Source organism: Staphylococcus sp. 11-B-312, from assembly GCF_016743055.1.
GTDB lineage: Bacteria > Bacillota > Bacilli > Staphylococcales > Staphylococcaceae > Staphylococcus > Staphylococcus ureilyticus.
In genome coordinates this window covers 1,114,958-1,129,440 of sequence record NZ_CP068241.1, presented here as the reverse complement: position 1 = coordinate 1,129,440, position 14,483 = coordinate 1,114,958, and the positions used below count along the sequence as shown (strand labels likewise).

Below are 14,483 nucleotides of genomic sequence, written 5' to 3'. Positions count from 1 at the left end.
CTATAAACTATAAAATAACACTATTTAGTAAAGTGAGGCAATCAAATGTACCAAACAATTATAATTGGCGGTGGACCTAGTGGTTTAATGGCTGCTGCCGCAGCAAGTCAACATAGTGATAAAGTCCTTCTCATTGAAAAGAAAAAAGGGCTCGGACGCAAATTAAAAATCTCAGGAGGTGGACGTTGTAACGTAACAAATCGTTTACCGTATGAAGAGATAATTAAAAATATACCAGGAAATGGAAAATTTTTATATAGTCCTTTTTCCGTATTTGACAATGAATCTATTATTCACTTTTTCGAATCACGTGGAGTTGCACTCAAAGAAGAAGATCATGGACGTATGTTTCCTGTTTCTAATAAAGCACAGGATGTTGTAGATGCGTTAATTCGTACGATTGAAAAAAATAATGTAACTGTAAAAGAAGAAACGTCAGTACACGCTATTGAACATACACCTCAACAGACATTCAAAGTCTTTTTAGGTAATCAACAAGCAATTGAAACGAATAGTTTGATTATCGCTACAGGTGGCACGAGTGTACCAAAGACCGGTTCGACTGGTGATGGTTATAAATTCGCTGAACACTTTGGACATACAATTACAGAACTTTTCCCAACTGAAGTACCAATTACGTCATCCGAGCAATTTATTAAAAACAAAAGATTAAAAGGATTAAGTTTAAAAAATGTTGCGTTATCTGTATTGAAGAAAAATGGTAAAAAGCGCGTCACACATCAAATGGACATGATATTTACTCATTTCGGAATCAGTGGCCCTGCCGCATTAAGATGCAGCCAATTTGTATATAAAGAACAAAAAAACCAAAAACGAGAGGATATCGAAATGCAATTAGATGCTTTTCCAGAACTCAGTTTTGCACAATTAGAAGACAAAGTACGTAAATTATTAAAAGATACGCCAGATAAATATGTAAAAAATAGCTTACACGGTTTAATTGAAGAACGTTATCTATTATATATGTTAGAGTTAGCAGATATTTCAGAAACATTAACAGCACATCATATCTCTAATGAACAATTTAATAAATTGATTACTTTATTGAAAGGTTTTATTTTTAAAGTTAATGGAACACTATCAATTGAAAAAGCTTTCGTAACTGGCGGAGGGGTCTCTCTTAAAGAAATCGAACCCAAAACAATGATGTCAAAATTAACGCCAGGATTATTTATGTGTGGTGAACTGCTCGATATCCATGGTTATACAGGTGGCTATAATATTACTAGCGCTTTAGTTACAGGTCATATATCAGGAACAAATGCAAGTAAATTTCAACATTAAACCTATCAATTTGTGATCTACTAGACCAACTACGCACTGTTAAAACAAATTCATTTTTAATGTTTTGTATTTTCTATGCGCTTGAGTCACCGAATGTTATAATACTTAAGTCGCCTACTCTCAGGCGTCAATAGACGTAGAGAGGAGGTGTATTTTGTGATTGATATCTTTGTTCATTTCATGACTGCTGTTATCAGTGGTTGTATCGTTACGTTATTTGCGTACTGGCTGCGCAATCGTAATGACAAATAATACAGGCGACATTTAGCCAACACCAAAAAACCCCCTCACTACTCGCAATAGTGAGGGGGTTGGGTGTATCTGTATTGATATCTTTGTTAAATATATTATAACACTAAACTTGCATAAAATGCAAAATCATCGTTTGATTTTGCTCGATCAAAAGATTAAATACTTTTAATTTCTAAACCTTCATCGCCCCACGCATCCATGCCACCTTCAACATTGACTGCGTGAATGCCATTGCGTTCTAAATATTGGACGACTTGTGCACTTCTGCCACCAGCTTTACAAATAATATAATACGTTTCTTCTGAATTAAAGTGACTTAAATTATCAGGAATTTTATCCATAGGTATCGTTTCTGCATCTGGTATGACACCCATTGCTGTTTCTTCATCAGTTCTTACATCTACGACATGAACAGGATTAGAATTTAAAATTTTTGATTTCAATTCATCTATAGTAATTGTTTCCATAATATATACGCCCCTTTTGTGTTATTTGGCAACAATATTAACAAGTTTTTGAGGCACCGCAATCACTTTTTTAATATCATTGCCTTCTATTTCAGCTTTGATATTTTCGTTACCTAATGCTACTGTTTCCATTTCTTCTTTTGAAAGATCTTTAGAAACTTTAATTTTGGCACGAACTTTACCATTTACTTGAACGACAATTTCCACTTCATCATCGACTAATAATGTTTCATCATAAGAAGGCCATGGTTGATAAGTAATCGTTTCTTCATGTCCTAAACGCGCCCATAATTCTTCACCTATATGAGGTGCGATTGGCGCTAACATTTTAATAAATCCTTCAATATATGGTTTATAAATCTCATCAACTTTATAGCAATCATTTATAAATACCATTAGCTGACTAATTGCCGTATTGAAATTTAATGTTTCAAAGTCTTCCGAAACTTTTTTCACAGTTTGGTGGTAACTTTTATCTAAAGCTTTATTATTAGTATTGACTACTTTATCTGTGATTAAACCGTCTTCTGTAATTAAAAGTCTCCAAATTCTGTCTAAGAAACGTCTTGAACCGTCTAATCCTTTATCACTCCATGCAATTGCAGCATCTAGTGGACCCATGAACATTTCATATAGACGTAACGTATCAGCACCATGTGATTTGATTATATCATCTGGATTAATAACATTACCTTTAGATTTGCTCATTTTTTCATTACCTTCACCTAAAATCATGCCTTGGTTAAATAATTTTTGGAATGGTTCTTTGGTAGGCACTACACCTAAATCATACAAGACCTTATGCCAAAATCTAGCGTACAATAAGTGTAACACTGCATGTTCAACACCACCAATATATAAATCCACAGGCAACCAATGTTTTAACTTTTCAGGATCAGCTAACATCTGTTCATTATCTGGGTCAATAAAGCGTAAATAATACCAACAACTACCTGCCCATTGTGGCATTGTATTTGTTTCACGACGTCCTTTCATCCCAGTTTCTTCATCAATAACATTAACAAATTCATCTATATTAGCTAATGGCGATTCACCTGTACCAGAAGGTTTAATTTCGTCTGTCTCAGGTAAAAGTAAAGGTAATTCATCTTCAGGAACCGTTGTCATCGTACCATCTTCCCAATGTATAACAGGAATAGGTTCGCCCCAATAACGTTGACGACTAAATAACCAATCTCTCAGTTTATAATTGACTTTTCTTGTACCAGCATTGTTTTGTTCTAAAAGTGTAATAGCTTTTTCAATCGCTTCATGATTATATAAACCATTTAATTCTTGTGAATTAATATGAGGCCCATCGCCATCATAAGCTGCTTCAGATAGGTCTCCACCTTCAATTATTGCTTTAATTGGTAAATCAAAAGCTTTTGCAAATTCATAGTCTCTTTGGTCTCCGCTAGGAACTGCCATAACAGCGCCTGTACCATATGAAGATAAAACATAATCAGCAATCCAAATCGGCGTTTTTTCTCCTGATAAAGGATTAAATGCATACGCTCCAGTAAACACACCAGATTTTTCTTTAGCTAATCCAGTACGTTCTAAGTCTGATTTCATTGCCGCTTCTTGTTGATATTTCTCAACACTTTCTTGATGTTCTGATGTAGTAATTTTATTTACGAGTTCATGTTCAGGACTTAACACTAAGAATGTTGCACCATAAATAGTGTCTGGGCGTGTTGTAAACACTTCAATTTGATCATTGAAATTTTCTACATTAAATCTTACAGATGCGCCTTCTGATCGTCCAATCCAATTACGTTGCATGTCTTTTAAAGATTCAGGCCAATCTAAATCATCTAAATCTTCAAGTAATCTGTCTGCATATTCAGTAATTCTAAGTACCCATTGTTTCATTGGTCTTCTATAAACAGGATGTCCGCCACGTTCAGAAACACCATCGATTACTTCTTCATTTGACAATACAGTACCTAACGCAGGACACCAGTTCACTGCTACTTCATCAACATAAGCAAGTCCCTTATTATATAATTGAATGAATATCCATTGTGTCCATTTATAATATTCTGGGTCTGTTGTATTAACTTCACGATCCCAATCATAACTAAATCCTAATTCCTTAATTTGTCGTTTAAAAGTTTGGATATTTTGTTTTGTGAATTCACGAGGATCATTACCTGTATCTAGTGCATATTGTTCAGCTGGTAAACCAAAAGCATCCCAACCCATTGGATGTAATACATTATATCCTTGCATTCGTTTGTATCTTGAAATAATATCAGTAGCTGTATAGCCTTCAGGATGGCCTACATGTAGCCCTGCACCTGATGGATAAGGGAACATATCAAGTGCATAAAATTTTTTCTGGCCTAAATTATCTTCAGTTTTGAACGTTTTATAGTTTTCCCAATAATTCTGCCATTTTCTTTCAATTTCATTATGATTGTAATTCACTTCATTTCCTCCTGTTCAATAATAAAAAGACACCTCAAACTATTATATAATAGGGACGATGATTTTCACCGCGGTACCACCCTGTTTCACTAAATGTGCGCTCATTTTAATTAATAGTTAGAGATGTCATTCATTCACTTTAAGTCCTGGTAAGTTCACTTGAGGCTTTACGCTAGGTTCCACCCACCCTAGCTCTCTGTTGAAAAGCTTTCAAATTACTACTCCTATACTCTTCTTATGATATTTGAAAAAGCCCTTTATTTCAAGTATAAAGTTGATTTACAAAACTCGCCTTTATGTTTATATAAAATTATTTAAACTATACATAAAATATTATTAATTCAATAACCATTTCTCGCTGAATCATTAATGCTTATTTTTAATCTCATGTACCATGATTGCTCTGTAACAAAAATAAATGAAACCTACATTTTGGGTTCAATATTATATTAAATATCCTTTGGTAATTTGCGATCATAAAATGTTAAAAATATAAGTGATAAAACTAACAATGAAATCATGCTTAAAAACATGATTTGCATGTTAAACATATCAACAACAACACCACCAATAAGAGGACCAAATGCTTTACCAACTGTAGCTGCAGAATTAACGTAACCTTGGAATGAACCTTCTTTCCCATTTGGTGCAAGTTGATTTGCAATTGTCGGAACTGCTGGCCAAACAAACATTTCACCCAATGTTAATATAACCATACCTACCATAAATACAGAAAATTGTTCAGCAAAACTTGTGACAAAGAAAGAGATAATAAAAATACCTATACCAACATACATTTGATGCTTTAAATTTCCTTTTAATAATCTGATTATTGGAATGATTAATGGTTGTGCAACTAATATCATAATACCGTTGACAGTCCACAATAAACTGTATTGGCCCATAGAGATATTTAGCTCTTGAGTAAATGAAGCAATCGTACTTTCCCATTGAATATAAGCAATCCAACAAATGCTAAACATGACACACAGCAAAGTTAATGCAATGAATTGTGGTCTGTACGCTTTATCTAATAAACTCATAGCATCATTTGATTTAACTTTAATGTCCAATTTAATATTAAATTGGCTAATTGCGACTATGGCAAATGCAATATACATTAATAAATTAGCTATAAATATATAATTAAAACTTAATTCTGCCACAAAGCCACCAGATGCTGCACCAATCGCCACTCCTAAATTTTGAGCTAAATATATCGCATTAAAAGTTTGTCTACCACCTTGCGGCCAAACTGCACCTGCTAACGCATAAATTGCTGGGACAATCATGCCACCGCCAAAGCCTAGACAGACTAACCATACTGCATACCATGGCCATCCGTGGAAAAAATTCAACAATGTTGTACTACTTAAACAGATCACAGTTCCAATCATAATTGTCCGATAACCACCCAATTTATCAAATAGATTACCACCTAATAAATTGCCAATGACCATACCAAATGAATTAATCATTAATACTAACCCAGCCATTGTTAAACTTTTGTCTAATTCTTCATTCATATATATTGTATTTAATGGCCATAAAAAACTTGAGCCTGTGATATTTAATGCCATACCAATCACCAACCACCACACTGATTTTGGCATATTCATAACCATAAGCTCCTTTCTAATTTTAAATTTCTGTTTTTACTCTAAACACTATATCATTAAAATATGTTAAAATCTTTAACTAGAATGAATTTAGAAAGGAAAATGTTATATGGGACAATTCTTCCCTTACGCATTCGAGAATAAACGATATCATACTTGGAATTACCATTTGAAAAATAAATTTGGCCAAAAAATCTTTAAAGTTGCAATTGACGGAGGATTTGATTGCCCAAATAGAGATGGCACAGTTGCACATGGTGGCTGTACGTTTTGTTCTGCAGCAGGAAGTGGGGATTTTGCAGGAGATCGTGTAGACCCGATAGATGTGCAATTCCAACAAATCAAAGATAGAATGCATGAAAAATGGCATGAAGGTCAGTATATTGCTTATTTCCAAGCATTTACTAACACACATGCGCCAGTTGAAGTATTAAGAGAAAAGTACGAAACTGCATTAAAAGAACCTGGAGTTGTAGGATTATCTATTGGAACACGCCCTGACTGCTTACCGGATGATGTTGTCGAATACTTAGCTGAATTGAACGAACGTACCTATTTATGGGTTGAATTAGGTCTACAGACAGTACATCAAAAAACATCAGATTTGATTAATCGTGCACATGATATGAAAACGTATTACGAAGGTGTAGCTAAGCTACGTAAACATAACATAAACGTGTGTACACATATCATTAACGGGCTTCCTGAAGAAGATTATGACATGATGATGGAAACAGCTAAAGAAGTAGCACAAATGGATGTCCAAGGCATTAAAATACACTTGTTACACCTACTTAAAGGTACACCAATGGTCAAACAATACGAAAAAGGCATGCTCGAATTCATGTCTCAAGACGATTATACAAATTTAGTTTGTGATCAACTAGAAATTTTACCAAAAGAAATGATTGTCCATCGAATTACTGGTGATGGTCCGATTGACTTAATGGTTGGCCCTATGTGGAGTGTCAACAAATGGGAAGTATTAAACGAAATTGATGATGAATTAGCACGCAGAAATTCTTATCAAGGAAAATACTATGAATCGACGATTAAATCATGAAACTAGAACGGATTTTACCATTTTCTAAAACGCTATTACGACAACATATCAACAAAGACAGCATTGTGATTGATGCCACTTGTGGTAATGGTCATGACACTGAATTTTTAGCACAACAAGTTCCAAATGGTAAAGTGTATGCTTTTGATATTCAAGAAGTTGCAATTCAAAATACGAGCAACAAGACAAACGCATTTAAAAATGTACACTTAATTCAAGATAGTCATGCTAAAGTAAAGCAATATATACAAAGTAATGAAATTGGACAAATTGATGCAGCCATTTTTAATTTAGGCTATTTACCTAAAGGCGACAAATCAATTGTGACAATCCCCAGCAGTACTTTAACAGCTATAGATGAAATATTTGATATATTGGCAACAGAAGGCATAATTGTACTAGTAATATATCACGGACATGATGAGGGCAAAATTGAACGTGATGCATTATTAAATTATCTTCAACATTTTGATCAAAACAAAGCACACATATTACAATATCAATTTATTAATCAAAAAAATAATGCACCATTTCTATGTGCAATTGAAAAAAGATAAAGTATATTAAAAATAAAAATGCATCTCCACATAAATGGAGATGCATTTTTACTTTAGTATAGATATTGATTACCTAATACTATATTGGGTCTAACTTCTCATTTTGTAACTATAATTATTCCCTATAATTTTAAGATAGATTTAAGACTAGATTGTATAGTAGATGATTTTTCACTTATTTCTGCTTTAAAACAATTTAAAAGTTCTTCCCTTTGACCTTTTAAATCCTCATTGAAATGTATAATTACCGTACGTTCATCGTTCACAGGTCTTTCTTTAATAATCCACGCTTTCTCAACTAAATCATTATACGTTCTTGTACGTTTATAAGATTTTATTTTAACATAATTATCCATTTCTTTAAGCGTCATTGATCCTTCTTCCCAAAGTGTTAAAAGAATTAAAATTTCTTCTTTTGACATTTTATATTGTTTCTGTACTTTTTCAAAAATTTCTTCAATATCTTTAAGTACATATTCCAATCTAAGGACACTATCTACCATATCAGCAATTGTCTTCCCCATAGAAATATCCCCCAATCATAATATAAAGTTAAACATGTAAAATTAATTTACCAAAAATTCATTCAATGCAAAATTTATTCATATCGGAATAAATTTTGATATTTTCAATAAAATTAATCTTATATACAGTTTAAAATTAAATTATGAATTATGCAATTAGTTGTTTGATTTTATTTTGCATATCTTTCAAAATTATGGCAGAATTTTCAAACTTTTCACTTTCTTCACTATTTAATTGCGTCTCATATACTTTAACTGCACCATTTCTATTAATTAATGTAGGCACTCCAATATAAACATCATCTTGTTTATATTCACCTTCTAAATAACTAGAAACTGGCAAGACTACATTTTGATTTTTTAAAATTGCTTGTGTAATACGTACCAATCCCATTGCTATGCCATAATAAGTTGCCCCTTTTGATTGGATAATCTCATAAGCAGCATCTCTTGTGTTGGTAAATATTTCATCTATTCTATGTTGTTTATCAGGGTTATCATTTAATAAATTGTATAATGGTTGACCAGCAATATTAGCTTGTGACCATATCGCTAATTCAGAATCACCATGTTCACCAATAATTTGTGCATCCACACTCCAAGGGGACACACCAAATTCTTGTGCTAGTTCAAATTTAAATCGTGCTGTATCTAGTATTGTACCTGATCCAATCACTTGAGCTTTCGGTAATCCTGAAACTTTTTGTGTTACATAGGATAATACATCCACTGGATTTGTTGCTATAAGGAAAATGCCATTAAATCCTGTGCTCATAATTTTAGTGACAATATCTTTAAATATTTTTGTATTTTTTTCTACTAAATCTAATCTCGTTTCGCCTGGCTTTTGTGCAGCTCCTGCAGTAATGACAATTAAGTCAGCATTACTACAATCTTCATAACTACCAGCTTTTACTTTTACTGGTGAATCACCGTATGGAGCACTATGATTTAAATCTGCAACATCGCCTTTAACTTTTGCTTCATCTAAATCTATTATTACTAATTCATCAGCTAAACCTTGTGCAACTACTGCGAAAGCATAACTTGATCCAACTGCTCCATCACCTATTAAAACTACTTTATTCCCTTTTTCAATTTTCATGCTAAGTCGCTCCTTTTAATTCAAAGTAAATATTACTAAAGATTAATGTGATTTTTTCACAATATAAATATAACAATTATTATTTTAAAAATCAATGTTTATTGTGATTTTTTTCACATTATTTTTTATAAATAAAAGAGTGTCAATAAAATCAACGACAGATTAAATTTATTCACTCTTTTTATCAATGATTGTTAAGTCATAATTGTATCAATTAGATGGTTGTTTAGACTTATTAAGCATTTTATAAAATGATACTCAAGATCCGATTCCATCATTTATTATATAAATTATGAAAGTTCATTTTCATCATGTACAATAAAACCAATATTACTAGCGCTATTATTAAGAAATGCTAGAACATAGCGCATTACGTCATCTCTTTCAGGTTCATTATGTATTTCATGATTCAACCCAGGCCAAGCTTTAAAATATAACTCTTCTGTAGTAATTTTTTCTTTAATTAAACTCATAGTAGAAATATCAGACACTTTATCTTCTAGTCCATACATTAATAATAAAGGAAGTGGTTTAATATCTTTTAAATGTGTAACAGTTTCTTTCATGATTTCAATGATTTGTTTATACCAATGATACGTAACTTTCTGAAGCATGAGTTGGTCCGCTTTTGCCTCTTCAATAACCTCATCATTACGTGTTAAATCTTCAATTGTAATACCTATTTTAAATCTTGTATCTTTAGTTAATTTTCCTACATTCGACACAATTTTATCTTTTCTAGTTTTTTTATTTTTCTTGAATTCTAATAATGGTGAAATCAACATTAGCCCCTCAATAGGCACTTCCACTTTTTCAAGTAAATTTAAAATGATAAGCCCACCAAGGCCAACACCTAAAAAATAAGTCGGAAGTTTATACTCATTAGCTATTCTAATCCATTCAAGCACATGTTCATGGTATACTTCGAAGTTTGCTATTTGTCCTTTATTAGCACGTGTAGTTTGACCTTGTCCAGGCAAATCACCCATGATTACATGGTAGCCATTTCTACGAAGCATTGTTATAACATATGCATATCTACCTGTATGTTCGAGCATGTTATGGGCGATTACAATGACACCCTTTGCCTCGTTTTCTGTTTCCCATTTCCACATATTCCATACTTCCCCTTCTACAATAATTTCAATAACTACATTGTATCAAAATATGATGTACTTTTTCCATTTTTAACGCATAAATCATACTGTTATGTGTTCCTATAACTTTATGATTATAACTCAAAGCTAAAGCGTGAGACAATGTTATCGTGTAGTATATAATATTTAGTGTAATAAATTTTATTGTAAACGATTTCATTACTATTAGATTCATGCTACACTATTATTGAAAGAACAGCTATAAGCAGAATGGGAGGAATTAATATGCCAATTGTGAAAAATTTTTTTATAGGATTATCTAACAATCCATTTTTAAATAAAGCAGCTAAGGAAATTGGTCCTATGTTCGGTGCCAAGAAAGTAGTTGCAGGGAACACTATTCCAGAATTAGTGGACACAATTGAACGTTTAAATAACAAAGGGATTACTGTCACAGTAGATTGTCTTGGTGAATTTGTTTTAAATGAAGGTGAGGCAATACAAGCAAAAGACCAAATATTAGAAGTGATGTATGCTATCAACAATCATAATTTAGATGGTCATATGTCTATCAAAATCAGCCAATTAGGTTCTGAGTTTGACATTGATCTTGCTTATCGTAATTTACGTGAAATATTACTTAAAGCTAACGATTTTGGTAATATGCATATTAATATAGACACTGAAAAATATGATAGCTTATTTGATATTACACAAGTTTTAGACCGATTAAAAGGCGAATTTAAAAATGTAGGAACTGTTATACAAGGATATTTATATAAAGCAGATGCACTCGTCGATAAATACCCAGAATTACGATTACGTATGGTCAAAGGTGCATATAAAGAAAATGAAAACATCGCCTATCAAACTAAAGAAGAAATTGACGATAATTACATACGCTTAATTAAAAAGCGACTGTTAAATGCGAAAAATGTCACTTCTATTGCTACACATGATGATGCTATCATCACACATATTAAACAGTTTATTAAAGACAATAATATTGAAAAAGATAACTATGAATTTCAGATGTTGTATGGTTTCCGCTCAGAATTGGCAGAATCACTAGCGCGCGAAGGCAATCATTTCTGTATCTATGTTCCATACGGTGATGATTGGTTTAGTTACTTTATGAGAAGATTAGCAGAACGACCTCAAAATTTAAATCTAATGTTTTTAGAAATTATGAAACCCGAAGTGTTGAAAAAAATTGGAGTAGTCGCTGGAGCTCTGTCAACTATTGGAGCTTTAAGTGCATGGCTATACAAAAAATTTAAAAAATAAAATTTTATGGTTAAAGTGTATGTAATTTAAACCTTTTAAAAATGTTGTTAGAATAATCAAATGTAATATCATATTTATGAATAAGTGAATGATTACAGATTATGCAAACGATATTTATAGTCCAAGTATGACGAGCAAAAACAAAAATTTTTAAAAAAAAGAGGCTGGGACATAAATCCCCTTTCTCAAAATTATTTTTTTTGAATCATATAGTTCTTTGACAAATATGACGTATTTTAGCAATTCTCTCGAAGTATAGGACAAGCTGCTACAGGCTAAAGCTGTCCCCAAAGAAAGCGAGCCAACAATATGAAGTATTGAATAAAAAGACGCACTCAGATGATTTAATTCAATTCATCTGAGTGCTATTTTTTTGGATTTATATGCCTGACTCTTATTTTGAGCAGAGGCAATGATATCTAGAGTTCTGACCTAATTTTTATTTTTAAATGACATTACTAATTATTACTTGAATCATTAAATTTTTTTCAATAAATTTGCCATTTCTATAGCACTTACTGCTGCTTCAGACCCTTTGTTTCCTGATTTTGTACCTGCACGTTCTACAGCTTGTTCAATATTTTCAGTTGTTAAAATTCCAAAGATAACTGGTGTATCTGAAATATCATTCGCTTTTGAAACACCTTTCGCTACTTCATTACATACATAATCATAATGTGACGTTGAACCTCTAATCACACAACCTAAAGTAATTACTGCATCGTAATTACTTTTTTGAGCTAGTTTTTTAGCTACTAATGGGATTTCAAAAGCCCCAGGCACATATGCAACATCAATATTTTCTGCAGGCACTTCGTGTCTAACTAAAGTGTCTTTAGCACCATCTAGCAAACGATTCGTAATGAAATCGTTGAATCTACTTACGACAATCGCTACCTTTAAATCTGATCCTATTAAATTACCTTCAAAATTCATGTTTATTCCTCCTATATTAAATGACCCATTTTCTCTTTTTTTGTTTTCATATAAGCTTGGTTATATTGGTTCGATGGTATTACCAATTCAATTCTTTTGGCAATTTCAATGCCGTAATTCTCCAAACTTCCAAATTTTTTAGGATTATTACTTAATAAATTCACACGTTTGATACCTAGATATTTTAAAATTTCAGCAGCATATTGGTATTCTCTTAAATCTTCATCAAAACCGAGTGCAATATTTGCTGTAACCGTATCATATCCTTGTTCTATCAATTCATATGCTCTTAATTTATTAATTAAACCGATTCCTCTACCTTCTTGAGGTAAATAAAGGATAACGCCTCCATTTTTATCAATGTATTTCATAGATGCAGCAAGCTGTTCACCACAATCACATCTTTGACTATGAAAAATATCTCCAGTCAAACAAGCAGAATGTATACGTACATTCTCTGTTTCGTTAATATTACCACTTGTGATTGCTACAATTTCTTCACCATCATTTGTTGTAAAACCATACATATCGAAATTACCATATTCAGTAGGCAACTTTATTTTAGCTTTTGCTGCAACAGACGAAACAGATTGCTTTCTATATTTTTCCAAATCTTCGATAGATATCATTACCAAATTGTGCTTATTTTTAAATGCTTCTAAATCATCACCTTTTGCCATTGAACCATCGTCATTCATAATTTCACAAATCAGCGCTGCCGGTTTTGCGCCAGTTAATTTAGCTAAATCTACAGAGGCTTCAGTATGACCACGTCTAGCCAATACACCATTCTCTTGAGCAACTAATGGAAATAAATGGCCTGGTTTATTAAAATCTTCTGCTGTTGTACTATTATCGATTAATGCTTTTGCAGTGAGCATTCTTTCATCAGCACTGATACCAGTTGTAGTGTTAATATGATCAATACTAACTGTAAATTGAGTGCCATATACATCTGAATTATGATTGACCATTGAATGAAGTTCTAAATCTTCAGCTATTTTTTTACTAATCGGTGCACAAATTAATCCTCTTCCATATTTAGCCATAAAATTAACAGTATTATCATACATCCATTCAGTAACTGCTACTAAATCTCCTTCATTTTCTCTATTTTCATCGTCTACTACAATGATACTTTTACCTTTTTTTAGTGATTCAAGTGCTAAATCTATACTGTCCAATTGCATTTTACCCCTCCTAGAATCCAAAAGCGCTTAGTTTTTCTAAACTTAAACCTTTTTCACTTTTACCAACTATTTTTTCTACATATTTAAACAATATGTCTGTTTCAATATGTACTAAGTCACCAACACGTTTTTGATTTAAAATAGTTGATCTTCTTGTTTCTGGTATAAGATGAATATCAAATTCTGTATCTCGTAATTGAAATACTGTCAAACTAACGCCATCTACGGTGATTGAACCTTGTTGTACCATTTGATCGATCACAGAAGTAGATGGTTTAATAGTTACAATTTTAGAATTATCTGAGTTTTGTATTCTAGTAATTCTAGCTACTTCATCAGTGTGGCCAAGTACAAAATGACCTCCAAATCTTCCTGAACCGCTCATTGCTCGCTCTAAATTCACCTCAGCGGATTGATTTAATTGATTCAAATAGGTTTTATTCTCAGTACCTTTGATTACTTGGACTGAAAATGACCGTTCATCAAATTGTATAACAGTTAAACATACACCGTTTACACTAATAGAATCACCAATATGCATGTCAGATAAAATTGTTCTACAATCAATTGTTAAATTAACAACCGCTTGTTGTGTTGTAACTTTTTTTATAGTTCCTATTTCTTCGACAATACCAGTAAACATAA

Annotated in this window: 14 protein-coding genes; 5 read left to right on the top strand and 9 right to left on the bottom strand. The window is 32.3% G+C overall.

Features of this window, described 5'->3' with window-relative positions; genetic code table 11:
• The first annotated feature begins 45 nt into the window (after positions 1-45).
• Positions 46-1,305 (top strand): BaiN/RdsA family NAD(P)/FAD-dependent oxidoreductase, encoded by a 1,260-nt coding sequence (locus tag JG554_RS05425; RefSeq protein ID WP_107360306.1) that lies wholly within the window; start codon positions 46-48, stop codon positions 1,303-1,305.
• A gap of 156 nt (positions 1,306-1,461) precedes the next feature.
• Positions 1,462-1,557: a type I toxin-antitoxin system Fst family toxin gene (locus tag JG554_RS05420; RefSeq protein WP_107360307.1), complete on the top strand. Its 96-nt coding sequence runs from the start codon at positions 1,462-1,464 to the stop codon at positions 1,555-1,557.
• 155 nt (positions 1,558-1,712) lie between these two features.
• Here JG554_RS05420 and JG554_RS05415 read toward each other — a convergent pair whose 3' ends face one another.
• The 3 genes from JG554_RS05415 to JG554_RS05405 form a co-directional block, all read right to left on the bottom strand.
• Positions 1,713-2,024: a rhodanese-like domain-containing protein gene (locus JG554_RS05415; protein WP_046208340.1), complete on the bottom strand. Its 312-nt coding sequence runs from the start codon at positions 2,022-2,024 to the stop codon at positions 1,713-1,715.
• A 21-nt stretch (positions 2,025-2,045) separates the two neighbouring features.
• On the bottom strand, positions 2,046-4,460 hold the full coding sequence (gene leuS / locus JG554_RS05410; RefSeq protein WP_203265384.1) for a leucine--tRNA ligase: 2,415 nt from the start codon (positions 4,458-4,460) through the stop codon (positions 2,046-2,048).
• Between the two features lie 449 nt (positions 4,461-4,909).
• Positions 4,910-6,079, bottom strand: coding sequence for an MDR family MFS transporter (locus JG554_RS05405; protein WP_046208338.1), 1,170 nt, complete (start codon positions 6,077-6,079; stop codon positions 4,910-4,912).
• Between the two features lie 109 nt (positions 6,080-6,188).
• Between JG554_RS05405 and JG554_RS05400 the strand changes: the two genes are divergently transcribed.
• A complete protein-coding gene (locus tag JG554_RS05400) occupies positions 6,189-7,142 on the top strand; it encodes a tRNA modification radical SAM protein MnmL/YtqA (protein WP_070039559.1) in 954 nt (317 codons plus the stop codon).
• Positions 7,139-7,699, top strand: coding sequence for a tRNA 5-(aminomethyl)-2-thiouridylate-methyltransferase MnmM (locus tag JG554_RS05395; protein WP_046208336.1), 561 nt, complete (start codon positions 7,139-7,141; stop codon positions 7,697-7,699). Before JG554_RS05400 ends, JG554_RS05395 begins: the two co-directional genes overlap by 4 nt.
• A gap of 122 nt (positions 7,700-7,821) precedes the next feature.
• On the opposite strand, the gene JG554_RS05390 is transcribed toward JG554_RS05395, so the two are convergent.
• The 3 genes from JG554_RS05390 to JG554_RS05380 all read right to left on the bottom strand — a co-directional run bounded on the left by JG554_RS05390 (position 7,822) and on the right by JG554_RS05380 (position 10,443).
• A complete protein-coding gene (locus tag JG554_RS05390; RefSeq protein ID WP_064208815.1) occupies positions 7,822-8,223 on the bottom strand; it encodes a transcriptional regulator, SarA/Rot family in 402 nt (133 codons plus the stop codon).
• Positions 8,224-8,371: 148 nt separating this feature from the next.
• On the bottom strand, positions 8,372-9,328 hold the full coding sequence (locus JG554_RS05385) for an L-lactate dehydrogenase (protein WP_064208814.1): 957 nt from the start codon (positions 9,326-9,328) through the stop codon (positions 8,372-8,374).
• A gap of 290 nt (positions 9,329-9,618) precedes the next feature.
• Entirely contained in the window at positions 9,619-10,443 is an 825-nt protein-coding gene (locus JG554_RS05380) for an alpha/beta fold hydrolase (RefSeq protein ID WP_070039561.1), read from the bottom strand.
• A 267-nt stretch (positions 10,444-10,710) separates the two neighbouring features.
• On the opposite strand from JG554_RS05380, the gene JG554_RS05375 reads away from it, so the two are divergent.
• Positions 10,711-11,712, top strand: a complete 1,002-nt coding sequence (locus tag JG554_RS05375) for a proline dehydrogenase family protein (protein ID WP_070039563.1) — start codon at positions 10,711-10,713, stop codon at positions 11,710-11,712.
• 477 nt (positions 11,713-12,189) lie between these two features.
• Here the strand turns inward: JG554_RS05375 and ribH are convergent, their stop codons facing one another.
• Genes ribH through ribE form a run of 3 tightly spaced genes read right to left on the bottom strand, consistent with a single transcriptional unit; the run spans position 12,190 to position 14,481 of the window.
• The gene (ribH, locus tag JG554_RS05370; RefSeq protein WP_070039565.1) at positions 12,190-12,648 is read right to left on the bottom strand and encodes a 6,7-dimethyl-8-ribityllumazine synthase; all 459 of its coding nucleotides are present in this window, start codon (positions 12,646-12,648) and stop codon (positions 12,190-12,192) included.
• Between the two features lie 11 nt (positions 12,649-12,659).
• Positions 12,660-13,838, bottom strand: coding sequence for a bifunctional 3,4-dihydroxy-2-butanone-4-phosphate synthase/GTP cyclohydrolase II (locus JG554_RS05365; RefSeq protein ID WP_070039567.1), 1,179 nt, complete (start codon positions 13,836-13,838; stop codon positions 12,660-12,662).
• 10 nt (positions 13,839-13,848) lie between these two features.
• The gene (ribE, locus tag JG554_RS05360) at positions 13,849-14,481 is read right to left on the bottom strand and encodes a riboflavin synthase (protein WP_070039569.1); all 633 of its coding nucleotides are present in this window, start codon (positions 14,479-14,481) and stop codon (positions 13,849-13,851) included.
• Positions 14,482-14,483 lie beyond the last annotated feature (2 nt).